Raw genomic sequence first — 24,352 nt, 5'->3', positions numbered from 1 at the left:
GTGAAAAGAAGGAAGAATCCAATGGTAGACAATGAGAGACAAGCAGTACTTGACCGCGTGACGAACAGCGAGCGTACTCTTGTCATGGGCGTGCTCAATATTACCGAGGATTCTTTCTCAGACGGTGGACGCTATCTTAATCCGGATAACGCCTTCGCTCATGCCGAACGAATGGTTACAGACGGCGCTGACATCATTGACATCGGCGCAGAATCCACTCGTCCGGGTGCTGTTCGTGTGCCTGAACAAGTAGAGAAAGAGCGCGTTGTGCTCGCTGTTCGGCGCATTCATACGCAGTTTCCAGACATCGCATTGAGCGTTGATACAACGCGCGCAGCTGTGGCAGATGCGGCATTAAAAGCTGGTGCTCACATTATCAATGATGTCTCTGGAGGTCAGCTTGACCCTGAACTTGTGGATGTAGTGGCGCAGTCGGATTGCTTATACATCGTTCAGCATTGGCGTGCGTGGCTTGGCACGGCTCAGGGTAGTGCTGGGCAAAACGACAAACTCGCAGATCGTGATACCTCTGTATACGACGGTGGAGTAGTCGAGGATACCTTCACGGAGCTTAAATCGCAGATTGATAATGTTATTGCACGTGGTGTACCAGTCGAACGTATCGTGAGCGATCCAGGCTTGGGCTTTTCTAAACCAACTGTCAATCATAATATGCCAATTATTGGGCAGATAGAAAAGTTTGCACAGCTTGGTTACCCAGTGCTCATTGGTGCTTCCCGCAAGAGGTTCGTTTCTTCGCTTGTGCAAGATGCTGGACTTGATTTAGTTAGTGAAGCAGATCTTGACAATATGACCGAAGCATTGACCGTTCTAGCAGCAGAACGTGGCGCATGGGCAGTGCGTGTTCATGGTGTACGCAGAAATCGGGCGGCAGTAGAAGCGGTGGCTGTGATGAAACGGTTGAGAGCACAACAGGTGTAGAGGAGAGCAGTGTGGATTCAATTAAACTTACCGGAGTAACTGCTCTCGGTACTCATGGTGTTCTTGATTTCGAGCATAGCGAGCCTCAGCCATTTGTTGTGGACGCTGTGATGTATCTTGATTTGTCTGACGCAAGCCGCAGCGATGATTTAGCAGATACGGTCAGCTATGCGCAGATTGCAGACCGCATCGTGTCAATCATTAAAGGCGAACATTGCGATCTTATCGAGCGGTTGGCACAGCGTATAGCAGACAGCATTTTGCTCTCGTGGAGGGTGAAGAAAACTATCGTCACTGTTCATAAGCCACAAGCTCCTATTGATGCTGATTTTGGTGATGTCAGCGTGACTATTGAGCGCTTGCAGACAGGCTATGATGACGACGACAAAGTGCCAACAGAGGCATCACTTTACGCTGCAAAACTGCATAAAGACTCAACTGTGAACAAAGAGAGGGCCGACCACGCTGATGAACCAAAAATACACACTGCTGTTATAGGGCTCGGAGGCAATATCGGCGATGTTCCTCAAACATTGCGCGCTGCAATCGTAGCAATGGATGCGATTCCGGGAAATCAGATTACAGGAATCTCGGCGCTCTACACGACTAAGCCATGGGGAGTTGCTGCACAGGACGTTCCAGACTTTACCAATGCCGTAGTAGAGTTGACAACGGTTATGGATCCTCAGCAGTTGTTGAATGCGCTCATGATGATTGAAGCGGCGCATGGACGCACGCGCGAAGTACATTGGGATTCGCGTCCACTCGATTTAGATATTATTGACTATGACGGAGTGGAAAATAATGACCCTGACATTACGTTGCCGCACCCTCGCGCATGGCAGCGGGCATTCGTGCTAAAGCCGTGGCTTGATATCAATCCGGGCGCAGTGCTTGCCGGCCCACATGGCGCAGATGTGGCTCAACTCGTCAATGAAGCTCCAGATGCACAGTACGTGGAGAAAATTTCTGACAACTGGATTCTAGGAGGTGACGTGTGAAAGCGAGACGAACTCCGTGGTGGCATTATATAGAGTGCTCGGTCATCGCTTTCCTCTTCGGTCTGAATATCAACACGTGGAGTATCCAACACGGCAGCGCAATGGTTAGTGCACCGTGGTATCTGACTGCAAGCATGATTGCAGTGGGTTTAGTGATTGCATGGTCTGCGTGGCAAGTGCACAGATTTGCGACAGGTAAGATCACCACGATGGCTCCTCAACGCAGCGTGAATACACTGATTATGGCGAAGGCTTTAGGTCTTACAGGATCCCTCCTGGCTGGCTGGTATGCCGGTGCGTTCGTCATTGCTGTGCAGAAATTGGATATACCGTATTTTGAGGATATTGCGTGGCATACCGGTGCTGCTGTGCTGGTATGTATCATCGATATTATTCTTGGAATTATTAGTGAGTACTGGTGTATGCTTCCGCCATCTGAAGGTAAGGAGAAAAAAGCATGACACATTTCCAACTGCGTATCAGGGATGATGCGCCGAAGAACATTGAATTGTGGTTGCTCGTAGTACCAGCTGGTAAGCGAGCTGCGCAGTGGCAATTTGCTCATGTGTATGCGCCAGAAGAACAGTATCCGCTCGGCACAGACCGCTATGCGCTCAACCGCGCGAATCTCTTCGTAGACATACTCGCGCTCGCCGATGCGAATGCCCACGCTGCAACAGCAGACAAAGCGTGGGAAGTGCTTGGGCTTGATGCAACTGGTGCGTCAACTGTATCGGCAGCTCCGTCTACTGACACACAGCGAACATCTGAGAGTGCATCTGCAAATGCGCATGATTATTCACTCGTGAGCATGAAGAATTTGGCACAGCGTGCTGCTCGCGTGGCTGCTGATGGTTCGGGCAATGCTCGTCGTTTTAAGGATGCGCGCAGCTTGTGGATGAAACTGGAAAAGCACGTAGCAACTGCGTTAGCGCAATCGGTTACCGAGCCAATTGTAGAGGTACGTAAAACTCACAATTGGAAGAAAAATCAGGCATTCAAGAATGTGAGTGCCAATCCTGAGGCGTGGTTTGTCTTGAACGTTTTCTCGCGATCAAATCCGCGCAAAGATCCGTTTGTCGCAATCCGTTCTATTTCGGCATTGTGGGAGTATATGAGCGAACGTAGTGCGGGCGATGACAAGGCACTCGCAATCATCGAAAAGCAGCAGAATTCAGTCAGCTTGAATCTTGACTACCCGGCATATGGCGAGATTGCGGCACTTGCAGCTGATTCCAATATGCTTGTTTTCCCTGATGACGCATCATTTATTTCGTGGATTCGTGACAATGCTGGAAAGATTAATGAAATTGAGCGAGACACATTAGTGGAGGCACACATCGTGCCGAACCTTGCACTTGAAACTGACGATCCTGCATACATTCCTGCGGCGTCGACGGGCACAGTGTTACATCTTGCAAACATGCTTGAAAAGCAGGCGATGCTTTAAATCGACTCGTGAGCATGCATTGAGAGCTTCTCAGCTTTATCGTGCTTAAAAAGTAAATCCTTGGAACGTTTTCACTGAAAGTTCCAAGGATTTATCTTACTGGTTACTCGAATTGCGGCACGCGCACCATGGCTTCCTGAGTCATAGCAGCGACAAGGTTGCCTTCCGTGTCATAAACTTTGGCAATACTCAATCCGCGACCGTGAGCGGCTGTTGGCGTATCTTGAACATAAAGATGCCAATTGTTGACATCAACATCGCGATACCACCACATCGAGTGGTCAATCGTTGCATAACTCATGCCAGGTGTCATAAAGCTCAAGCCTGCACGGCGAATGATTGGCTCCATCATAATTTGGTCGCAGCCCAGTGCCAGCAGCGCCCGGTGCATGGTCTGATTGACGTGAGCAGTGCCATTCGCCTTCATCCACACCATCTGCGCTCCCGAGTCTGACTGAGCAGCATCAGAATCTTTGTGTGGCGCTCCGAGCATGACCGTCTTCGTCACGTGACGAATGTCAAATGGTGACTGATTCGCATAAAAAGCGGCAAAAGGCGAGTGCTCGGCAAATGGCTGCATAAGCTCCTGCGCGCTCGTAAGTTTGCGCGGTTCAGGTACGTTTTCTGGCATTGGATCGGCAAAATCAATGCCGTTTTGACCAGGAGTTTGGAAGCTGGCGATGGCAGTGAGAATCGCGCCATCGTCTTGAGTGACGTTGACACGTCGGCTGGAGAACGAACGACCATCGCGCAGATTTTCTACATCGAAATGAACATCCTGATTGATGTCACCCGCGCTAATGAAATAGCCGTGAATTGAGTGTGGCAACCGGTTTTCGACAGTTTTGCTAGCTGCGATAACTGACTGAGCAATAACCTGACCACCGTAGACGCGGCCGGTGGGGAAATACATGGACTCACCGTCAATGAAAGTGTACTGTGGTCGTGATTCGTCTGTTGTAGGTTCACGCAATGAGAGCACGTCGACGATGCGCTCGATAGGGGATGGAGAATTCTTTTCTGTCATGAAAACTATTTTAGTGGGCGGGGTGCGCAGTGGCGCAATAGATATGCTGATGAAACGAGCACAACGAGAATCCACAGCAAAGAGAAAGCCGCAACCCGAAGATTGCGGCTAGAGAGAAAGAGAGAAGAAGGGATTAAGTTATCTCGGGGAATTGAGCCAGCTCAGCGTCCGTATGTTTCATGTGAAACGTCAGGTTCCTGTGTGGTTATTTCCTTGCGTTGATTTATATATAACTGCACTTTTCTGAGAGACACCCGCAGGAAAACCTGAGAAAAAGCTGAGAATGGACAATACAACAAAGGGGGACTCCCAAAAAATTGAGAATCCCCTGTGATGCAACCTAATGCGCAGAACAGTAAGCTGTACTAGGTCAGCTATGGAAGAAGTGCTGCCTAAATGTTACTGTGCATTTTTGACAGCTTTCTGCTCTTCGCTCCATGCCTTGCGGATTGGGCTTACGCGACGAACGCGGCGCACCATCCACACAATAAGCAGAAGTACGATGAGAGCGAGAACTGCTGTAACAATCCACTGTACCCAGCGCCACCATGGTGCATGCCATGTAGTGCCAGCGCCATACGCGTAACCGTTCAAAGCATTGGAGTTTGCTGTCGCATACATCACATTGTGAGCAGCCTTGCGCAAGAAGTAGCCTGCTACTGGGTTGTCCGTATCCTTGAACTGTTGCATAATGCGCCAGGTGAGCTGAATATCAGTACCCGCAGCGACGCCCTGCATAGGAACCATGTAAGGGGTCGCAACCGTAGCAAAGTCGGTGATGACTGCGCCATGGAAGCCCCACTCGTTGCGCAGAATTTCCGTCTGCAAGGTGTAATTTCCGCCTGCCCAAGTACCGCCTACACGGTTATAGGAGCTCATCAAGCCGTTAAGACCGATGGTGCTTGTTTTGATAGAGCCATCCTGCGCCTGATACTTGAGATTTGCCTTTGCGTTCTTGACAACAATTTCAAATGGCTTCAAGTAAACTTCGCGAATGGTTTGCTCGTCTGCCCATGTGTCCAAACCGTTTGCCTGACGGTTTTGCTCCTGATCGTTCAAAGCGAAGTGCTTCATGAAGACGATGACGCCGCGGTTCATTGCAGCACTTACAGTAGCAGTGGCAAATTCACCGGTCAACGTTGGGTCTTCCGAGTAATTCTCGAAGTTACGACCAGCGAATGGGCTACGGTGCATGTTTGCGGTAGGACCATACCAACCGTGGATACCAAGCTGAAGTGATTCCTCGCCGAGCGCGTCGCCCATATCATGAGCAAGGTCACGATTCCATGTCGATGCAATGAGTGTTTCGGTAGGGAACGCAGAACCATGAATGCCATTGATGAAGGAGCTGAAACCTGCAGGGCCGTCGAAATCAACTGTACGAGGCTTGCCTACACGTGCTACAGCGTCCGTTGCGTAAGCACCATCATCAATCATATTGATCATGTCCTTGACGGTGAGCTGGTCAAGGAACTTGTTCCACTTTGGATCGTTATATGCAAGGCCACGCATTTCAGAAAGCTGAATCTTAGTCTGCTGATTTGTAGTAGGCATCGTCAGTGCATGGCCGATATTCTTTGCTTCGCGCTGTGCAGCAGTGGAGCCGGTCACATTCGTTTCATAATTATGAAGCTTCTTGAGAAGCTCTGGGGATGCAGTCTTGTCCTGAGCATCTGGAGCCTTAGGGAAAGTGCCAGCGAAATCAGCGCGACTCATAATGGTTTTCTTTCCAGACTCAAAGACCTTGTTAAGCTCTTCAAACTGGTTCGTTACTGCCTTCTTGTCGCTCTTACGATGATTCTTTCCACTGTATGTAATAGTGGTTGGAACGTTGTAATTAAAGGTGTCTACGCCTTGCTTAACGGTGTGAGAATTTGTGCGCAGAGACAGCGTATAGTCTCCAGACTCGAGCACATATGCTTTCGCATTCTTGTAATCATACGATGCCATGTTTTCGATGTCGACGGAAGTAGAAATCTTCTGCGTTTCACCAGGCTGCAAAAGCTTGGTCTTAGCAAAGTTACCCAAATCGACAGCAGACTTCTCGATACCGTCACGAGTGTAAGGCGCGCTGTAATAGAGCTCAACTACATCCTTGCCCGCAACACTACCTGTATTTGTAACGTCGACGGATACATTAATTTTTCCCGCCTTTTGATCAACGGTGTAGCGTGGGTTAGACCAGTCGAAAGTTGTATAAGACAAGCCGTAGCCGAATGGATACACTACTGCTTCATCGTAGTTGATGAAGTTTTCTGCTGCTGCAGTTTCGTAGTAGCGATAGCCGGAGTAGATACCTTCTTCATAGTTCACGAAGTAAGACTTGCGAGAGCCGGTGCCTGAGTTGGTGTATTCGTTCGAACCGATGTTCACGAAGGTTGGATCCTTGGTGAAATCACGTGCCCAGGTGTCAACAGTATGACCGGAAGGGTTGAGCTCGCCAGCGAAAATCTCGCCGAGAGAGAGGAAGCCGGTCGCACCAGGAGTACCAGAATCAACGATTGCGTTGATCTTTGGATCATCGTTGAGCTCGCCCATTTCAATTGGTTGAGAGGAGTTAACGATGACAATGATCTTCGAGAAGTTCTGTTCAGCAAGAGCAATCTGGTCTTTTTCGTCTTTGTTCAGTTCGAGGGAATGCTGACCAGGAGTGTAGTTCTTATCCCACTTCTTCATGTCAGTCACGAGATCTTCGCCTTCGCCACCTGTACGACCGATGACGACGACAGCAGCATCATTGTACTGGGCAAAGGATGCCTTCTGAGCATCGGTATACTGATCAACAGGCATTTCACCAATGTGGAATGTAGAGCCGCCATTGAGGCCGAAGCTAATGTTGATGCGGCCATTCTTGGACGCTGGGTGTGCTTTAGCAAACTTATCAAGCTGCTTATAGACGGTTTCATTCACCTTAAAGCCAGCTTTTTCTAGACCTTGCTTGATATTAATCGCGGTTGATGTATCTGCGTGTCCAGAACCAGTACCGCCGTAAAGTGGGTCGGCTGCACCACGGCCAAGCAAAGTGATCTTGCCCTTGGATGTCATAGGTAGCGTGCCGTCATTTTTGAGCAAAACCATGCCCTCGTCAGCGATGCGCTGGGTAACTTTTCCGGAAGCATCCATCGCTTCTTGAAGGTTCTTATGCTTCTTAGGGTAATAATCTAAGTTCGCGCCCTTCGCATTTGCGCCGTTCTTTGCAGTAAAAGTGCCACCGCCGACTGCAACATCTACAGCACCGCTCGCATAATTTAATACTGAGAAGAATGCGATAGCAATCACAGCGATTATAGCGGTGATTGGAATCCAAATTGCTAGGAAGAAACCGTTGCGCGTCGGCAAACGTTTCTTGCTTGGCTTCACAACTTTGTCAGCCATTTTTCTCCTTTGATTCTCTTTATCTCACTTACGCTGAGATAAATTCAATGTACAAAAACATACTCATATAAACGCCTTGGTGTCTTGAATGGCGTGATGTTTTTCCTGAATGGTCTATATGAGGGCAAACGGCATGAATCGTAAAATCCTTACGCGTAGTGTATGGTGAAAGAGTAAGGAGAGTAGAATGCGCGTTGCCATCATCGATGATGTCCAGCATGAGTTAGATGTAACTTGTGCACTTGTGCAGGCCCACGATAATTCTGCTCATATGAGCACTTTCTCCTCTGGCAGTGACTTTCTTGCTCAGCACCTGCATAGCATACCTTTTGACGTCATCCTTCTTGACATTGAAATGCCAGGGCTTGATGGTATGGAGACCGCGCGGAAAATTCGTGAGATTGATGAGGAGGTCATCATTGTTTTCACCACGCGTATGGCTCAATATGCTGTGGCAGGTTACGAAGTTGATGCAGCGAGTTATTTGGTGAAACCTATTTCTGAGCGGTCTTTTGCTCTTGCATGGCATAAGGTTATCCGCATTCTTCACAGCCGTAAGGGGGCTAGCATCGCTGTTGATACGACTGATGGCACGGTGTATCTTTCTACTTCGGAGATTAACTACATTGAGGTTCGCTCTCACATGTCGTACTATCACACAACGCATGGTGTGTATCGTGCGTGGAAGAGCTTGAGCGCTGTTTTTCGTGACTTAAAGAATTTCGATTTTATTGAAGTGAGTCGATTTGCAATAGTGAATATGGCGAAGGTTTCGCGCTTTGATGCTGCTGAAGGAGACATTGACATTCAAGGCGACATGGTGCATGTCTCGAGGTCAAAAAAACATGATGTGGCACAGAGTCTGCTTGATTTTCATGCCCGTGCATAAGGATGTATCTGATTCATGGTTTTAGATTTTTTAGGTTTTCCCTTTGAAATATTATGCGCTGTGCTTATCGTATCGAGGAAGAATACGGTGAAGCGCGGGATAAAGCCGAAAGTAATTGCCGCACTTATATATCTATGCGTTTTAGCAATTTATCTTTTAGTTGAAATTCTATCAGGTAAGTTTTTTCTAGGGAGTGAAGAAGTCTATATACTCTTTTTGCCTGTGATGTGTGTAGTTTACTGCATTTTTGCGCTCTCGCTGACTTTTATACTATGTCAGCTTTATGACGTCCCATGGATTGTCTCGTTTGTGACTATGGCGATGGGATACGGGCTTCAACATATGGGATTTGCTGTGGAGTCAAGCACTCTTGCGTTGATTTCAGCTCCTGAAACAGCGGCGCTCATCATTCGGGTACTCATATTTGTTGTGATTTATGGTGCTGCATATAAATGGCTTGTTCCGCGTTTCGACATTCGCATAGAGTCAGTGAGAAAGTCTCAACGGTGGGTGTGGCTCAGTGTTTTTGTGCTTTTCTGTGCCATCGTGTTTAATATGGTTCTTTCTCTCGACGAACGACTCTACGTGATTCCGCTGTCCACGCAGATTGCGTTTAGAATGCTTGATTTCTTGTGCACACTGCTGGGAATGTCTGTACTGCTGCTGGTGTCTACACAAGATAAATTGATGAGTGAGCTCGATATGCTTACTCACCTCAATGAAGCAAAAATGAGGCACTACGATATGAGCCGTGAAAATATGGAACTTGTGAATGCAAAGTTTCATGATGTACGTAGGGGGATCGCGCAGTTACGCTCTACAATGCAGAAAATGGAGCATACATGTAAGAGTGAATCGCTAGACATGAATTCTCAACCACCGATGAACTCTATGCAGGAGTTGGAGAATGCTATTCATATCTATGATTCGATTTACCAAACAGGTAACGATCTCATCGATGCACTCTTGACAGAGAAGAGTTTATACTGTGTTGCACATGGTATCGTTCTGAATGCGATTGTCGATGGCAAGAGTCTGGACTTTTTAGAGCCGTCTGAGATTTCAGCACTTTTAGGAAACGTTCTCGACAATGCGATTGAAGCGAGCGAAGACGTGCAGCTGAGCGATACTCAACGAGTCATAGAGCTTAACTGTCACAGAGCAGGCGGGTATGCGGTTATTGAATCCTCAAACTTCTTTGCTCATGAGGTTACTATTTCGCCAGATACTGGTTTGCTGGTTACCTCTAAAAAAGATAAACGTTTCCATGGCTATGGAATGAAATCAATTGAACTGACCACTCATGAGCGCGGCGGAAAAGTAGTCGTGCATGTAGATGAGCAGGATAAAATTTTTGAAATTCGCATCGTTATTCCAACGCCGCATGGGGAAGTTGAGTAGTAGGGCAGGGGGATAGGAGCCGGAAATGTTTCGCATTGCACTCGTTGAAGATACTTATCAGGATGCTCAAGCAACGGATGCTGCCATCGAGAGATATATGAGCCAGGAAAATGGAATCTCTTATACTGTTGAGCGTTACACAAATGCTCAGGCGTTCCTTGACGCTGCCCTTTCCCATAATTTCGATATCATTTTTATGGATATCGAGATGCCAGGTGGCTGCGGCGACGGTATGGACGGTATGTCCGCTGCGGCAAAATATCGTGAACAAAGTGCAAGCCACAATGATTCCATTCTGATATTCACCACGAAAGTAGCTCAACTTGCAGCACGCGGCTACGAAGTGAGTGCAGTGGGATATCTTATTAAACCATTTGACTATGCAACATTTGCGATGACGATGAAACGTGCTATGACTCATGCATATGCGCGCTCGAGAGAGGTGACTTTAACAGTCCCGTCAAGTGGCGGAACACATTTTGTCTCCTCAAAAGATGTGGTGTACATGGAAGTGCGTGACCATATGGTTTTTATACACTTAAACGACGGAACAACACAAACAATGTGGGGCACACTGAAAGATTTCGCAGCGCAACTTGAGAATGTCAATTTTGTGCAGTGCAATAGGTATGCGCTGGTGAATTTGCATTATGTTACTGGATTTGCTGAGAGAGAGCTCATGCTTACGGATGCGTGCGCACATGAATTTCACGTTGAAATGAGCCGAAACAAGAAAGCTCATGTGCTCGATACACTTCTTGCAGCGAAGTCTGCACAATAAATAGGGAGAGGACCAAACTGTGCAAACTTTGCTTGATTTTTTGTGGCCGGGATCACTGTGGGCTTTAGTCTTTCCCTCAACATTTACCGTCTATCTGTGTGGATGTGTCTTGGTCTTCTCAAAAGCATTGCTGTGGCGCGAATGGAGCGGAAATCAGTGGAGATGGCTTTTGTTCGTTGCATTTTTATGTTTCACCACTGTGCTCAATGGGCCTGTTATATACAATGTCGGTAATGGGCAGGTAAAGGATGTTAGCTACTTTCCGTTGATCGCAGAACTTGTGCTGCTTATTGCGGGATTGTGGCTTGTTACACGGTCGTCGTTGCTCATCGTAACAGTGACGGCGGCGATTGGATATTCGTTGGAACATGTGGTGGCTGACATTGTTCAGATTTTAGGAATACTGTTTACGGGAGACAGTCAAGGACGGTATTTCCTCAATCCATATTTTAAGGTGATGGTTTTCTTTGTTTATCTCATAACTTCGTTGTTGGTATGGTGGTTTATGGGGCGGAAAACCCTTGTTAATGAAGATGCAGTGCGCAGTAGCAAATGGTGGATTGCCGTATGTATTGCAGTATTTGCTTTTGTGATTTTTGCTAATGGTATTGGAACGGGGCTGATTCGAAATCGATATTTAATCGAAAATCATATTGATTTATTCCGCGGCTACGGACTTTTGCTTTTTATTTATGATGCAGTGTGCTCTGTGGCTGTTCTCACCACACTGCTTGTAGTCTCATCCCGTAATCGTTTGCTTCGCGAGGTGGAAGTGATGCATGATATTAATCGCCGCCAGCAGCAACATTATGAATTAAGCCAGGAATATCGTGACATTATCAATATGAAGATGCATGACTTAAAGAAGATTATTTCTACTGATAATGCTGTAAACCTTGAAAAATCGCCACGAGTACAGAGAGTTCTTGACGGCACATTAAAAATGTACGATGCGATCTTTGACACTGGGTCAGAAGCAGTCGATGCGATTTTGAATGATAAAAGCTTATATTGTGCTCAGCGTGGCATCGGCTTGCAATGTCTTGTAGATGGAAAAGTATTGCAGTTCATGGAAGATGCTGATATCTACTCGCTTGTGGGCAATATCATGGATAACGCTGTTGAAGCAGTAGAAGATATAGCATCCGATACGCTCAGCAAAACGATTTCACTGCAAATTTCGCGTCAAGGTGGGATGGTTCTCATAAATGAGATTAACCAGTTTGATGGCGAGATTCGACGTGCCGACGACGTTCTGGAGACGTCTAAGGGTAGTCGCATCGAGCATGGCTTCGGTATGCAATCGATGCACTACGTTGTGGATGAATATGATGGCCGCATGACTTTTACTGCAAAAGACCACATATTTGAGTTGACAATTTTAATTCCTATTCCATTCACGAAATAGTCAATACAGATGGCGTAATTTTCTCTTTTTTTGACGGCAAAAGTACGAAACTAGATTCGTACACTCATGATCAAGGAGGAGAAATGGGTACAGGTATTCCTCGTTCGAAGGGGCGAGTCGGTCGCGTTATTAAAACGGTGGTGTCAGTAGTCGCTGCTGCTGGTTTATTTGCAGGTGCTGGCGCGATTACTACTGTTCAAAACAATAAGATGATTGGCAGCCTTGTCGGTCTTTTCAACAATACTGTCGACAACTCACAAGCAAAAACTGCAGGTCTAGATCTGAACTATTACAAGGCCAAGCATACAGAGCAGTCTATTAAGGCAGCAGAAGTTGATCTTGCAAACCGCATTACCGGCGAGGGTACGGTTCTGCTGAAGAATGATGATAACGCCTTGCCGCTAGCAAAAGGGTCAAAGGTTAGCTTCTTCTCAGTTAATTCTTCTGGCCGCCAAGCAGCGGGAAGTCCTATGGCCGCTCTTGCTGGGGGGAGCAGCGCAAACACACTTAAAGATATTTTCACTCGCGCAGGATTTAAGGTCAATGCGAAAATTTGGGACTTCTATAATTCCGATGACGCGAAAAAGTATGGGCTCAGTGCTGGATCAGTGAATTTTGGTGATGGAGAAGACTTCGCCATCAACGAGATGCCGCTGAGCAAACTTGAATCTGCGGATGGTGTGCTTGACTCTGCAAAGGGAACAACTCCTATTTTTGTATGGTCTCGCGTAGCAGGTGAAGGCCGTGACATGCCGCGTTCTATGTATAACCATGCGAAGAGTGAAGCGGATAAGAAGAAATCTTATCTCGAACCAGATTCAACAGAACTTAAACTTTTGAAGTACCTTAACGATAATTTTGAGTCTGTTACGGTTCTTGTAAATTCGAACGCTGCATTGCAACTCGACTGGGTAAAGCAGTTCCCGCATATCAAAGCAGTTGTTCTTGCGGAGAGCTTTAATGATGGTGTCGGCAAGGTATTTAACGGTGAAATTAACCCATCCGGTAGAACTGTAGATACGTTCGAGGCTGATGCATTGCAATCCCCAGCGGCACAGAATTTTGGTGATTTTGAATACACCGATGCAAAAGGCAAATTCACAAACTATAATTATGTCTCTTACAAAGAGGGCATCTACGTCGGGTACCGCTACTACGAAACTCGTTACTTTGATAAGGTGATGAACCAGGGCAATCCAGGTGACTACACCTATGCAAATCAGGTTGTGTATCCATTTGGTTATGGATTGTCATACACCACTTTCGCGCATAGCGGTTTTACTGTGCGCTCAGTAGATGACAAGACGCTCGAAGCAACTACAGCCGTAACGAATACAGGTAAGGTGACTGGTAAAGACACTGTTCAGATTTATATGCAGTCTCCATACACAGATTATGACAAGACGAATGGTGTAGAAAAAGCTGCATCACAGCTCGTCGGTTTTGCAAAGACAAACGAGCTCAAACCTGGTCAGTCTCAGACAGTCAAGGTAACTATTAAGAAGGATTTGCTCAAGGCATATGATGCAAACGGCGCAAAGACTTACATTCTGGATGCTGGAGATTACCTCTTCACTGACGCAGCCAATGCTCACGATGCAACGAATAACTTCCTCGCACGTGCGGGTAAGACGATTGCTGACGGTATGACTTCTGCGGGCGACGCATCTGCTGTGCAGGTTTACACTCCATCCAATACGACGACAGATACAACCACCTATGCGAAGGACGGCGTCACTGGTACAAAGATTACGAATCAGCTCGATTCTGCTCGCGGTGATGTAACTTACCTAACCCGTAATGATTGGATGGGAACATTCCCAACTCATGATGGTAAGGCATCGACCAAGATTTCTACGTGGGGTAATGAAATCAATGGTAAGGATGGGAAGTCTTACACGTATTCTAAGAAGGCATCTGATTCTTTGCTCACAAAGCTTAAGGATCATGCTTCTGGAAATACGAATATCAAGTCTGCTACACCAGTTTTCGGTAAGAAGAACGGCAAGACCTTGATTGAAATGCGTGGCCTTTCTTTCAATGATAAGGCATGGGATGCTTTGCTTGATCAGCTTACCGAAGCTGAATATAAGGAACTTATCGGCAACTCTGGCTACGGTGTATCGCCAATTGAGTCTATCAACTCTCCATTCAACTATGAGGCAGATTCTGCAAGTTCTTGGGTTTATGGAGCAATCAGTTTCGGATATCCAAACATTATGGTGCTCGCACAAACCTATAACACTGAGCTTGCTAAAGAATTCGGCCAGCTTCGATCTGATGAGGCATTGCTGGGCAAGGTTGCTGGCATGTATGCACCTTCGATGAATATTCACCGTACGCCATTCTCTGGCCGTAATGGTGAATATTACTCAGAAGATGCAGTGCTGACATCGTTGATGTCTCAGCCGGAAATTCAGGTGCTAACTGATAATGGTATTTACACCTACGTGAAGCACTTTGCGTTTAACGATCAGGAAGATCACCGTGGCGACCGTAACGGTCAAATGTCCCTTGCGACATGGCTTAACGAGCAATCGGCACGCGAGATTTATTTGAAGCCATTTGAGGATAACCTCAAGCTAACAAATAAGATCAAGTATCTCAAGAAGAACGATGATGGTAGCTATTCCCAAGCAGTCACCACCATGCGCGCAACTCGCGGCATCATGACATCGTTCAACCGTGCTGGTGCAACATGGACGGGTGGAAACTATAATCTCATATCCGGCATTGCTCGCGGTGAGTGGGGCTTCAACGGTGCAATTATTACGGATAATGCTAACACCGGCGTGTTCATGAGTGCTAAGCAGATGATTCAGGCGGGTGCTGATATTAAGCTGCTCAATGCGAAGGAGCCAACAGGCGAAACATTGAATGTAGCTGATCCGAACGTGTATCCATACGCGCGTGCTGCGGCTCACCGTTACCTGTATACTGTGGCAAACTCGCGTGCCATGAACGGAGCAATGCCAGGTAGTAAGTTCAAGAGCAGCAATGGCTTACTCACGATTGCTACTACACTGCGTGTCGTGCTCTATGCTCTCGTGTTGCTGTTGCTGTTCTTTAGCGTGTGGCGTCATCTGCCAAAGACTGTTGACCGTGTCAATGTGCGTAAGGCAGCAAAGAAGGCAAAGCGCCAAGAGCGTCGTGCTTTGAGAAAAGCTGCGGGTGCTGCGGCGAAGAAGGCAGCTGCTGCGGGTGCTGTAAAGAAAGCCTGATTTGTACTTAGGATGCATTTATACAGTGGGTCTCACATCATCGCGATGTGAGGCCCACTACTGCATTTTGCGTTGCGTTTTTATGTTATATTTCGCGCAAAGTAAGCAGACGAGAGAGATAGAGAGGGCATCAGACCATATGGATGGATGTGCCTAATATCCTATCCGTTTTTGCAACAGACTAGTTATGCCTGCAATACTCGTGAATCGCTTCGCTGACAAACTTTGCAGTTCCTTCGCCGCCAGCTTGATCAATTACCTGGCTGAAACGGTTATCTTCGAGATACATTTTTCCTAAACCAGCCAAAACTTCAGATGAGCACGGATAGAAATGTTCGGAAATATAATTTTGATATGCCCGCACTAAAACTTGTACTGCTTCATCTTGTGGAGAGGACTCTTTAAGCTGACCAAATTGGGCAAGCAAATCCATCATTTCTTTTGTTACAGAGCCAAATGGATGCGATGACTTACTCTCAAAATCTTGGTAAACACTTGTGTTTCCCCAGCGATTTTTTGCTTCCTCTTGCAACGCTTCTATTTCTTCTTGACTATACACGTCAAATTCCATGGTTTCTTCGCCTTTCTGCAGATGCCTGGCCTGATTGAGAACTGATTCGAAATGTGCAATTTTCTTTTCCAATACGGAAATCTGATCACTTAGCGCAGTTCGACGATCATAGCCAGGATCATCCAATATTCTTTTGATATCTGTGAGTGAGAACTCCAACTCGCGGTACAGAAGAATTGCATGAAGACGGTCAAAAACTGAATCATCATAATATCGGTAACCGTTCATACCAATTACCGTAGGCTTAAGCAGACCAATTTTATCGTAGTAACGAAAAGTCTTGGCTGACAGGCCAGTACGCTGACTCATGTCTTTAATCGTGTACATGTAAAGCTCCGTAACGTTTGTTTTCGAGAGAATTTGTAAACGTGACTAGTATTGATTACTCCTTCTGTAAATAATCTAAAGTGTGACGTTGGGGGAATGTCAAAAGAAGAACGGAATCATTTTTTCTGGCGTGTCGCGAAGTAATGGGAGCTCACATTGACTGTGTACATTCTTATTCGTTTTAATGTTGCGTTTACATAAAACTGCCTCGAAACCTAGTGTTCCGAGGCAGTTTGTTTATACGCGCTAAACGTTATCAAAAATTTTAAGCGCGTGTGAGCTTGCGATGAATGCGGTGAGGCTTTGAAGCTTCCTCACCGAGACGAGCAATCTTGTTCTCCTGATATGCCTGGAAGTTGCCTTCAAACCAATACCAGTTTGCAGGATTCTCATCATCACCTTCCCACGCGAGAATGTGAGTTGCTACGCGATCAAGGAACCAACGATCATGGGATATAACCACTGCACATCCAGGGAACGCCTCCAAAGCATTCTCAAGGCTTTCCAAGGTTTCCACATCTAAATCATTTGTAGGCTCATCAAGCAGGAGCAGGTTACCACCCTGCTTCAAAGTCAAAGCCAAGTTCAAACGATTGCGCTCACCACCAGAAAGCACACCAGTGAGCTTCTGCTGGTCAGAACCCTTGAAACCGAAGCTCGCCACATAAGCTCGAGTAGGAACTTCGACGCCTCCGACCTCAATAAAATCAAGCCCACCAGAGACGGCTTCCCACAGGTTCTTATTAGGATCCAATCCCTCACGATTCTGATCCACATAAGAAATCTTAACCGTCTCACCAACCTTAACTTCGCCAGACGTTGGCTCTTCAAGACCGACGATAGTCTTGAAGAGCGTGGACTTACCTACGCCATTAGGACCAATAACGCCAACAATGCCGTTTCGAGGCAAAGTAAAACTCAAGTCGTCGATAAGTACGCGATCGCCAAATGCTTTGTGTAGATGGTTGACTTCCAAAACAGTGGAACCCAAACGTGGACCAGCTGGAATCTGAATCTCGGAGAAGTCAAGCTTCTTAGAACGACGTGCTTCTTCTTCCATCTGGTCATAACGTTCGAGACGCGCCTTGTTCTTTGCTTGACGACCCTTTGGAGAAGTACGAACCCAGTCAAGCTCATTCTTGAGACGCTTAGCGAGTTTCGCATCCTTCTGCCCCTGAACTTCAAGACGCTTTGCCTTGTTCTCCAAGTAGGTGGTGTAGTTACCCTTGTATGGGAAGAGCTGACCGCGGTCTACTTCGCAAATCCACTCAGCTACGTTGTTCAAGAAGTAACGATCGTGGGTTACAGCGAGTACGGCACCTGGGTAGGTGTGCAAGAACTGTTCAAGCCAAAGGATGGATTCAGCATCCAAATGATTGGTAGGCTCATCAAGCAGGAGTAAATCTGGAGCTTCAAGGAGAAGCTTGCATAGCGCTACACGGCGACGCTCGCCACCGGAGAGAACGCTTACAGGAGAGTCTGGGTCGGGACACTGGAGAGCATCCATTGCTTGCTCAATTTGGTTGTCGAGATCCCACGCATCCTTGGCATCAATTTCCTCTTGGAGCTTGCCCATCTCTTCCATCAATGTGTCGAAATCAGCATCTGGCTCTGCCATTTCGAGACCGATTTCATTGAAGCGCTTAATCTTTGCGTAGAGGTCGCCGTACGCTTCACGCACATTCTCGATAACTGTCTTGTCTTCATCGAGAGGCGGCTCCTGCTGCAGAATGCCTACGGTATAGCCGGGAGTGAGACCTGCTTCGCCGTTCGATAAGGTTTCGGTGCCTGCCATAATCTTGAGCAAGGTGGACTTACCCATGCCGTTAGGGCCTACAACGCCAATCTTTGCGCCAGGGATGAAGCTCAAAGTGACGTTATCAAGAATCACACGATCGCCAAACGCCTTGCGCGCGTTGTTCATCTGATAAATAAACTCTGCCATTATGTCCTATTCGTTAATCATCGTGGAGTGCTGAAAAGCGGTGAAATTACGCGCTTTCTTGAGAGCACACATTACTCACGATTTTCTCATAAAAGAAAGACAGGTCATAGTGTCTTCTAGGAATCGGTAAAGCTTTCTCAAAAGCATCATTTTCCCTTTCAATTACATCAAAATTAGAGAAAATGATGTAATTAAAATGTGTTATACTTTAACTACATCAAATTAGTCAATAATGACTATATTGAAATGTGTTAAGAAGCTGTTGCATAACGAATGAAGTGAAAAGGAGGAGATGTGCGAGTCTTTGATTATCAAGCTGAATACTCAAAGTTGTTAACGCCTGAAATTGTGTCGCTCTTAGGAAAACTTCATGAGTTTAGAGGTCGGCATGCTCTCCTCGAGGGTGTTGGAGATGATGAGTTATCTAGTTTACTTGAAGTAGCCAAAATTCAGAGTACGGAAGCATCGAATCGCATTGAGGGAATTGTTACTACAGAAGATCGCTTGGCAAAACTTGTACGTGATAAAACCATGCCTAAAAACCGGAGTGAAAAGGAAATCGCGGGATATAGGGATGTTCTAACAACGATTCATGAAAGCTACGAATATATCCCAGTGAAATCGGGGAGTATTTTGCAGCTTCATCGAGATTTGTATCGATACTCTGGAAAGTCTATCGGAGGCAACTTTAAAGACTCAGATAATGTGATTGCCGAAACATCCTCTGATGGTTCTCGCAGAGTTCGTTTTGAACCAGTCCATGCTTGGGAGACACCAGATTATGTTCGACAATTATGTGAGTCATACAATGAAACCGCAGCTCAGGGTGAGCTCGACTCATTGATACTCATTCCAATGTTTATTTTAGACTTTCTGTGCATTCATCCATTCAACGATGGTAATGGGCGAATGAGCCGAATTCTTACGTTGCTATTGCTATATCGTTCGGGATATTTCGTAGGTAAATATGTCAGTATAGAAAAACTGATTGCTGACAATAAGGAAACTTACTATGAAGTTCTCTATGATTCCTCCATGGGATGGCATGAGGGAAAAAATAATTATGAACCGTTCGTCAGTTTCATGCTCGGCATCATTGTTGCTGCATACAGAGATTTTTCTGAACGCGTAGAGCTCATTGCTGATCGGGAAGTCACTAAGCCTGATCGGGTGAGGGGAATTATCAAAGCTCATCTAGGCAAAATAACAATTGCTGAAATAATGCGGGAGTGTCCTGATATTAGCAAGATAACTGTTCAAAGAGCAGTGAAACACATGCTCGACCGTAATGAAATTATCAAAATTGGTGGAGGAAGATATACCTCCTACACCTGGAATGAAAGAGAGTAAATGATGATTACAGGTGAACTGAAAAGCAAAATTGATAGCTTGTGGGAAATCTTCTGGACAGGTGGACTTACGAATCCACTTGAAGTAGTAGAACAGATGACTTATCTCATGTTTATCCATGACTTGGATGATGCAGATAATGTTCATGCAAAGGAAGCTGCGATGTTGGGGCTCCCTCATGAGAGTGTTTTTGCGCATGAAGTTCAAATTGGAGATCGCTCAATCGATGGTAATCAGCTGAAGTGGAGCACTTTCCATGACTTTCCTGCAGAGCGTATGTATAGCACTATGCAGGATTGGGTATTCCCATTTATGAAGAATCTGCATGGTGATAAGGAAAGTGCATATTCCAAATATATGGGAGATGCAATTTTCAAGATTCCAACGCCTCTTTTGCTTGAGAAGATTGTCACATCTATGGACGGCATTTACGAACAGATGTCGCAGATTAAAGAAACCGATACTCGTGGTGATATTTATGAATATCTGCTATCCAAGCTATCTACGGCTGGCGTAAATGGTCAGTTTAGAACTCCGCGCCATATTATTCGTATGATGGTGGATCTTATGGAGCCAAAGGCAGATGAGATAATTTGTGATCCTGCATGCGGAACATCTGGCTTCCTTGTGGCTGCAAGCAATTATCTCAAGGAAAATCGTAAAGAAGAAGTGTTCTTTAATAAGCAGAATAAAGATCACTACATGAATCATATGTTCCATGGATTTGATATGGACCGCACTATGTTGCGTATTGGTGCCATGAACATGATGACCCATGGTGTAGAGAATCCAATTATTGAATACCGTGATAGTCTGTCCGATCAGAACCCTGACAAGGAAAAGTATTCACTCATCCTTGCAAATCCACCTTTCAAGGGAAGTCTTGACTATGATTCCGTCTCCGAAGATCTCTTGAAGGTATGCAAAACGAAGAAAACCGAATTGCTCTTCCTCGCGCTTTTCCAACGTATGCTTCGAGTAGGTGGACGTTGCGCTTGCATTGTTCCTGATGGCGTTCTTTTTGGATCTTCTAAAGCGCACAAAAGTATTCGTAAGGCAATTGTTGAGGATAATCGTCTTGAAGCCGTGATTTCCATGCCTTCAGGGGTCTTCAAGCCTTATGCTGGGGTATCCACAGCGATTCTCATCTTCACTAAGACTGGTCATGGTGGAACAGACAATGTCTGGTTCTATGACATGAAAGCGGATGGCTTTAGCTTAGATGATAAGCGAACAACTGTGAAGGATAACGATATTCCTGACATCATTGAGCGTTTCCACAATCTCGATGGAGAAAAAGACCGCGACCGCACTGATCAATCCTTCTTCGTGCCAAAGCAAGAAATTGCTGATAACGACTACGACTTGAGCATCAACAAGTACAAGAAGATTGAATACGCGCCAGTGGAATATCCACCAACAGAAGAAATCATGGCAAACATTCGTGGTCTGGAAAAAGAAATTAACCAAAACATGGATGAGCTAGAGAAACTATTGAACTTGTAAATTGAGATTTGTGGGGATAAAAATGGAACGCGTAAAACTTGGGGATGTTGCTACATATATAAATGGATATGCGTTTAAACCAGAAGATTGGGCGGACAATGGTGTTGAAATTATTCGTATTCAAAATTTAACGGGGAAATCTCGTGAGATTAACTATTATGAGGGTGATTTCGATTCCAAATATGAAGTTAATCCTGGAGACGTCTTAATCTCATGGTCAGCGAGCTTGGGCGTGTATGTATGGAAGAAAGAGCGATCAGTCCTTAACCAGCATATTTTTAAGGTTATTTTTAATAAGCTAGAGATTAATAAAGATTTCTTTGTATACCAAGTAGCAACAATCCTGAATAAAGCAGGCGTTTCGGCTCATGGTGCTACTATGCGACATTTGACGAGACCAGTATTCGATTCTCTGCCATTTCGTCTGACAGATATTGATTCGCAGAATCGAATAGCTGGTGTGTTAAATTATGCAAGCACGTTGATAAAGCTGCGGCAGCAACAGCTCACTCAGCTTGATACTCTCGTTAAAGCCCGATTTGTCGAAATGTTCGGCGATCCAATCACAAATGAAAATGGTTGGAGAGAATACCGGTGGAGTGACGTCCTGCTGATAAAGAATGGTAGAAATCAGAAAAAAATTGAGCAGCCCAATGGTGAATATGCTATCTGCGGAAGTGGGGGCGTTATAGGAAGAGGAATTGAATATATTACTGAAGCAGAGTCAGTGGTTATCGGTAGAAAGGGCAATATAAATAAGCCGATGTTAATGCATGAGAGATATTGGAATGTTGATACTGCTTTCGGGTTAGAGCCTCATAGTGAAGTTCTTGATGTAAATTATTTATACATTTTTTGTGAAATGTATAACTTTGAAAGTTTGAATAAGACGGTTACTATCCCGAGTCTTACTAAATCTGACTTATTGAATATAAAGATACCTATCCCGCCGCTTTCTCTCCAAAACCAATTCGCCGATTTTGTTAAACAAGTCGACAAATCAAAAGTTGCGGTACAGAAAGCATTGGATGAAGCTCAGATGCTGTTTGATTCGTTGATGCAAGAGTACTTCGAGTAAAGAAGGTGCAAATCTCAGTAGAACTGAATTAGTTAGATGCTGATTTACTTTCTTACAACGGAGGTAAATCAGCATGGAAGAAAAGATTACTAGCATCATCAATGCTATGGAGGAAGCGCTCAGTCCTGCTCAGCTTAAGAGACTGCAAGAAGTACTTGTACGGCACCTGAGCGAGAACCGTAAGCTTCAGAAGCAAATCGATAATCGAGAATATCTAGATATGTTCCTCAACGCCAAGCGAATTGAGGGTTGTTCAGAACGTACAATTCGGTATTATCGTGCAACAATCGAGCATTTACTCGGTAAATTGACGGATTCTATCCGAAAAATCTCCACTGAAATGATTCGCCAGTATCTAGTTGACTATCAGAAAATTAATAATTGCAGCAAAGTTACGGTGGATAACGTTCGCCGTAATATTTCGAGTTTCTTCTCTTGGCTTGAGGAGGAAGATTATATCCTTAAAAGTCCCATGCGGCGGATTCACAAAATTAAGACTACTAAAACTGTAAAAAGCATCATTACAGATGAGGATATTGAACGTCTCAGAGATGAGTGTGTTTGTCCTAGAGATGTTGCAATTATTGATTTACTGTATTCTACGGGCATGCGAGTAGGAGAGCTCGTCCGACTCAATATTGAAGATATCAATTTCAATGAACGAGAATGTGTGGTTCTTGGTAAAGGAGATAAAGAACGGCGGGTGTATTTTGATGCTAAGACGAAAATCCATCTTCAGGAATATTTGACAACTCGCCAAGATGAGAATAATGCGCTATTTGTGTCTCTGAATCATCCTCATCTCAGACTGAGAATCAGTGGAGTGGAAGTACGCTTACGTATGCTCGGTCGCGCACTTGGGATGGAGAGAATACACCCACATAAGTTCCGTCGAACTATGGCAACTCGAGCCATTGACAAAGGTATGCCGGTTGAACAGGTTCAGAAGATTCTTGGTCACTCGCAGATTGATACAACGATGCAATATGCGATAGTGAATCAAAATAATGTGAAAGAGTCACATCGGCGATTTATAGCGTAATTTTTCTCAGAAAAATTGAGATTTGTGGGGATGAAATGGAACGGTTAAAGTTTGATGAGATTTTCCAGGATGATACAAAGTTGGGAATAAAAATTCAAGCGTCAGAGTACCTCGGTTCAGGGAAGTACCCAATTATTGATCAAAGTCATAATGCTGTCGCAGGCTATACCAATGAACAAGAAGGAATTTTTGAGGACGTACCCGTGATAGTTTTTGGTGATCATACACGCGTAATCAAGTATGTAGATAATCCGTTTTTCTTAGGTGCTGACGGTATAAAAATTTTGCATAGCAAGTTGCCTAATACGAATTATAAATACCTGTATTATGCGTTAAAAAACGCTCATATTCCCGATACAGGATATAACCGACACTTTAAATGGTTGAGAGAAGTTGAAATCAAATACCCTAGTGCTGAATTGCAGGCAAGAATAGTGTCGGTATTAGACGGACTGTCAACAGTGTTAGTGCAGCGGAAACAACAGCTCGACTATCTTGATACTCTCGTTAAAGCCCGATTTGTCGAAATGTTTGGGGACACGTTTAGAAATCTTAAAAATTTACCTATTCTATCTTGGAATGACGTATTCAATGCTACTACTGGGAAACTCGATTCGAATGCATCGACAGAAGCTGGCAAATATCCATTCTTTACTTGCTCAAAAGAAGTACTTCGAATTGATAAATATGCATTTGATCAAGAAGCGTTGCTATTAGCTGGGAACAATGCTGCAGGTAAATATGATGTTAAGCATTATAAGGGTAAGTTCAATGCTTATCAAAGAACTTATGTTTTATCGTTAAAACAGAATTGGTCTTATGAACTCTTTAAATATCAATTAGAGGACAAACTAGACTATTTGCAACAACAGTCGCTTGGGGGATTAACAAAGTATCTAACGATGAAAATATTGCGGGAATTGAATTTTCTAATACCTGATAATAATGATCAGAAAGAATTTACTGATTTTGTTCATCGAGTTGACAAATCAAAAGTTATCTAATGCAGCACTCGGTTTATGATAGTAGAGGACTGTG

At 45.2% G+C, this 24,352-nt stretch carries 18 protein-coding genes; 14 read left to right on the top strand and 4 right to left on the bottom strand.

Going from position 1 to position 24,352, the window contains the following annotated elements; translation table 11 throughout:
* Positions 1-21 precede the first annotated feature (21 nt).
* From folP to ACFQY8_RS06795, 4 genes are read left to right on the top strand one after another with little or no spacing between them, the layout of a single operon-like run.
* A complete protein-coding gene (folP, locus tag ACFQY8_RS06810; protein WP_377939136.1) occupies positions 22-942 on the top strand; it encodes a dihydropteroate synthase in 921 nt (306 codons plus the stop codon).
* An 11-nt stretch (positions 943-953) separates the two neighbouring features.
* Positions 954-1,943 carry a 2-amino-4-hydroxy-6-hydroxymethyldihydropteridine diphosphokinase gene (gene folK / locus ACFQY8_RS06805; protein WP_377939135.1) on the top strand — a complete coding sequence of 330 codons (990 nt, stop codon included), beginning with the start codon at positions 954-956 and terminating at the stop codon, positions 1,941-1,943.
* Positions 1,940-2,404, top strand: a complete 465-nt coding sequence (locus ACFQY8_RS06800; RefSeq protein ID WP_377939134.1) for a DUF3180 domain-containing protein — start codon at positions 1,940-1,942, stop codon at positions 2,402-2,404. Before folK ends, ACFQY8_RS06800 begins: the two co-directional genes overlap by 4 nt.
* Positions 2,401-3,393: a hypothetical protein gene (locus tag ACFQY8_RS06795; protein WP_377939133.1), complete on the top strand. Its 993-nt coding sequence runs from the start codon at positions 2,401-2,403 to the stop codon at positions 3,391-3,393. Before ACFQY8_RS06800 ends, ACFQY8_RS06795 begins: the two co-directional genes overlap by 4 nt.
* 103 nt (positions 3,394-3,496) lie before the next feature.
* On the opposite strand, the gene ACFQY8_RS06790 is transcribed toward ACFQY8_RS06795, so the two are convergent.
* Together ACFQY8_RS06790 and ACFQY8_RS06785 are read right to left on the bottom strand one after the other, a co-directional pair.
* On the bottom strand, positions 3,497-4,420 hold the full coding sequence (locus ACFQY8_RS06790) for an acyl-CoA thioesterase (protein ID WP_377939132.1): 924 nt from the start codon (positions 4,418-4,420) through the stop codon (positions 3,497-3,499).
* Positions 4,421-4,819: 399 nt separating this feature from the next.
* Positions 4,820-7,795, bottom strand: a complete 2,976-nt coding sequence (locus ACFQY8_RS06785; protein WP_377939131.1) for a glycoside hydrolase family 3 C-terminal domain-containing protein — start codon at positions 7,793-7,795, stop codon at positions 4,820-4,822.
* 187 nt (positions 7,796-7,982) lie between these two features.
* Between ACFQY8_RS06785 and ACFQY8_RS06780 the strand changes: the two genes are divergently transcribed.
* The 5 genes from ACFQY8_RS06780 to ACFQY8_RS06760 all read left to right on the top strand — a co-directional run bounded on the left by ACFQY8_RS06780 (position 7,983) and on the right by ACFQY8_RS06760 (position 15,495).
* Positions 7,983-8,684, top strand: coding sequence for a LytR/AlgR family response regulator transcription factor (locus ACFQY8_RS06780; protein ID WP_377939130.1), 702 nt, complete (start codon positions 7,983-7,985; stop codon positions 8,682-8,684).
* Positions 8,685-8,999: 315 nt separating this feature from the next.
* A complete protein-coding gene (locus ACFQY8_RS06775) occupies positions 9,000-10,085 on the top strand; it encodes a GHKL domain-containing protein (RefSeq protein WP_377939208.1) in 1,086 nt (361 codons plus the stop codon).
* Positions 10,086-10,110: 25 nt separating this feature from the next.
* The gene (locus tag ACFQY8_RS06770) at positions 10,111-10,866 is read left to right on the top strand and encodes a LytR/AlgR family response regulator transcription factor (RefSeq protein WP_377939129.1); all 756 of its coding nucleotides are present in this window, start codon (positions 10,111-10,113) and stop codon (positions 10,864-10,866) included.
* A gap of 19 nt (positions 10,867-10,885) precedes the next feature.
* Positions 10,886-12,274, top strand: coding sequence for a GHKL domain-containing protein (locus ACFQY8_RS06765; RefSeq protein ID WP_377939128.1), 1,389 nt, complete (start codon positions 10,886-10,888; stop codon positions 12,272-12,274).
* An 83-nt stretch (positions 12,275-12,357) separates the two neighbouring features.
* Positions 12,358-15,495: a glycoside hydrolase family 3 N-terminal domain-containing protein gene (locus ACFQY8_RS06760; RefSeq protein ID WP_377939127.1), complete on the top strand. Its 3,138-nt coding sequence runs from the start codon at positions 12,358-12,360 to the stop codon at positions 15,493-15,495.
* A gap of 181 nt (positions 15,496-15,676) precedes the next feature.
* On the opposite strand, the gene ACFQY8_RS06755 is transcribed toward ACFQY8_RS06760, so the two are convergent.
* The gene (locus ACFQY8_RS06755) at positions 15,677-16,393 is read right to left on the bottom strand and encodes a MerR family transcriptional regulator (protein WP_377939126.1); all 717 of its coding nucleotides are present in this window, start codon (positions 16,391-16,393) and stop codon (positions 15,677-15,679) included.
* A 265-nt stretch (positions 16,394-16,658) separates the two neighbouring features.
* A complete protein-coding gene (gene ettA, locus ACFQY8_RS06750; protein WP_377939125.1) occupies positions 16,659-18,338 on the bottom strand; it encodes an energy-dependent translational throttle protein EttA in 1,680 nt (559 codons plus the stop codon).
* A 294-nt stretch (positions 18,339-18,632) separates the two neighbouring features.
* Here ettA and ACFQY8_RS06745 point away from each other — a divergent pair, with 294 nt between their 5' ends.
* From ACFQY8_RS06745 to ACFQY8_RS06725, 5 genes are all read left to right on the top strand, one after another.
* Positions 18,633-19,688, top strand: coding sequence for a Fic family protein (locus tag ACFQY8_RS06745; protein ID WP_377939124.1), 1,056 nt, complete (start codon positions 18,633-18,635; stop codon positions 19,686-19,688).
* Complete coding sequence (locus ACFQY8_RS06740; protein WP_377939123.1) at positions 19,689-21,194, top strand: class I SAM-dependent DNA methyltransferase; 1,506 nt, start codon at positions 19,689-19,691, stop codon at positions 21,192-21,194.
* Between the two features lie 22 nt (positions 21,195-21,216).
* Positions 21,217-22,272: a restriction endonuclease subunit S gene (locus ACFQY8_RS06735; RefSeq protein ID WP_377939122.1), complete on the top strand. Its 1,056-nt coding sequence runs from the start codon at positions 21,217-21,219 to the stop codon at positions 22,270-22,272.
* 73 nt (positions 22,273-22,345) lie between these two features.
* The gene (gene xerA / locus ACFQY8_RS06730; RefSeq protein ID WP_377939121.1) at positions 22,346-23,314 is read left to right on the top strand and encodes a site-specific tyrosine recombinase/integron integrase; all 969 of its coding nucleotides are present in this window, start codon (positions 22,346-22,348) and stop codon (positions 23,312-23,314) included.
* Positions 23,315-23,349: 35 nt separating this feature from the next.
* Positions 23,350-24,318, top strand: a complete 969-nt coding sequence (locus tag ACFQY8_RS06725) for a restriction endonuclease subunit S (protein ID WP_377939120.1) — start codon at positions 23,350-23,352, stop codon at positions 24,316-24,318.
* Positions 24,319-24,352: the final 34 nt, after the last annotated feature.

The organism is Alloscardovia venturai (genome assembly GCF_042676605.1).
Classification (GTDB): Bacteria; Actinomycetota; Actinomycetes; order Actinomycetales; family Bifidobacteriaceae; genus Alloscardovia; species Alloscardovia venturai.
This window is presented reverse-complemented; position numbering and strand designations above follow the sequence as displayed.

Bases quoted from the DNA above. Each gene is read 5' to 3' on its own strand.
- folP (WP_377939136.1), top strand. From the start codon at position 22: ATGGTAGACAATGAGAGACAAGCAGTACTTGACCGCGTGACGAACAGC.
- ACFQY8_RS06795 (WP_377939133.1), top strand. From the start codon at position 2,401: ATGACACATTTCCAACTGCGTATCAGGGATGATGCGCCGAAGAACATT.
- ACFQY8_RS06790 (WP_377939132.1), bottom strand. From the start codon at position 4,420: ATGACAGAAAAGAATTCTCCATCCCCTATCGAGCGCATCGTCGACGTG.
- ACFQY8_RS06785 (WP_377939131.1), bottom strand. From the start codon at position 7,795: ATGGCTGACAAAGTTGTGAAGCCAAGCAAGAAACGTTTGCCGACGCGC.
- ACFQY8_RS06780 (WP_377939130.1), top strand. From the start codon at position 7,983: ATGCGCGTTGCCATCATCGATGATGTCCAGCATGAGTTAGATGTAACT.
- ACFQY8_RS06775 (WP_377939208.1), top strand. From the start codon at position 9,000: ATGGCGATGGGATACGGGCTTCAACATATGGGATTTGCTGTGGAGTCA.
- ACFQY8_RS06770 (WP_377939129.1), top strand. From the start codon at position 10,111: ATGTTTCGCATTGCACTCGTTGAAGATACTTATCAGGATGCTCAAGCA.
- ACFQY8_RS06760 (WP_377939127.1), top strand. From the start codon at position 12,358: ATGGGTACAGGTATTCCTCGTTCGAAGGGGCGAGTCGGTCGCGTTATT.
- ACFQY8_RS06755 (WP_377939126.1), bottom strand. From the start codon at position 16,393: ATGTACACGATTAAAGACATGAGTCAGCGTACTGGCCTGTCAGCCAAG.
- ettA (WP_377939125.1), bottom strand. From the start codon at position 18,338: ATGGCAGAGTTTATTTATCAGATGAACAACGCGCGCAAGGCGTTTGGC.
- ACFQY8_RS06740 (WP_377939123.1), top strand. From the start codon at position 19,689: ATGATGATTACAGGTGAACTGAAAAGCAAAATTGATAGCTTGTGGGAA.
- ACFQY8_RS06735 (WP_377939122.1), top strand. From the start codon at position 21,217: ATGGAACGCGTAAAACTTGGGGATGTTGCTACATATATAAATGGATAT.
- xerA (WP_377939121.1), top strand. From the start codon at position 22,346: ATGGAAGAAAAGATTACTAGCATCATCAATGCTATGGAGGAAGCGCTC.
- ACFQY8_RS06725 (WP_377939120.1), top strand. From the start codon at position 23,350: ATGGAACGGTTAAAGTTTGATGAGATTTTCCAGGATGATACAAAGTTG.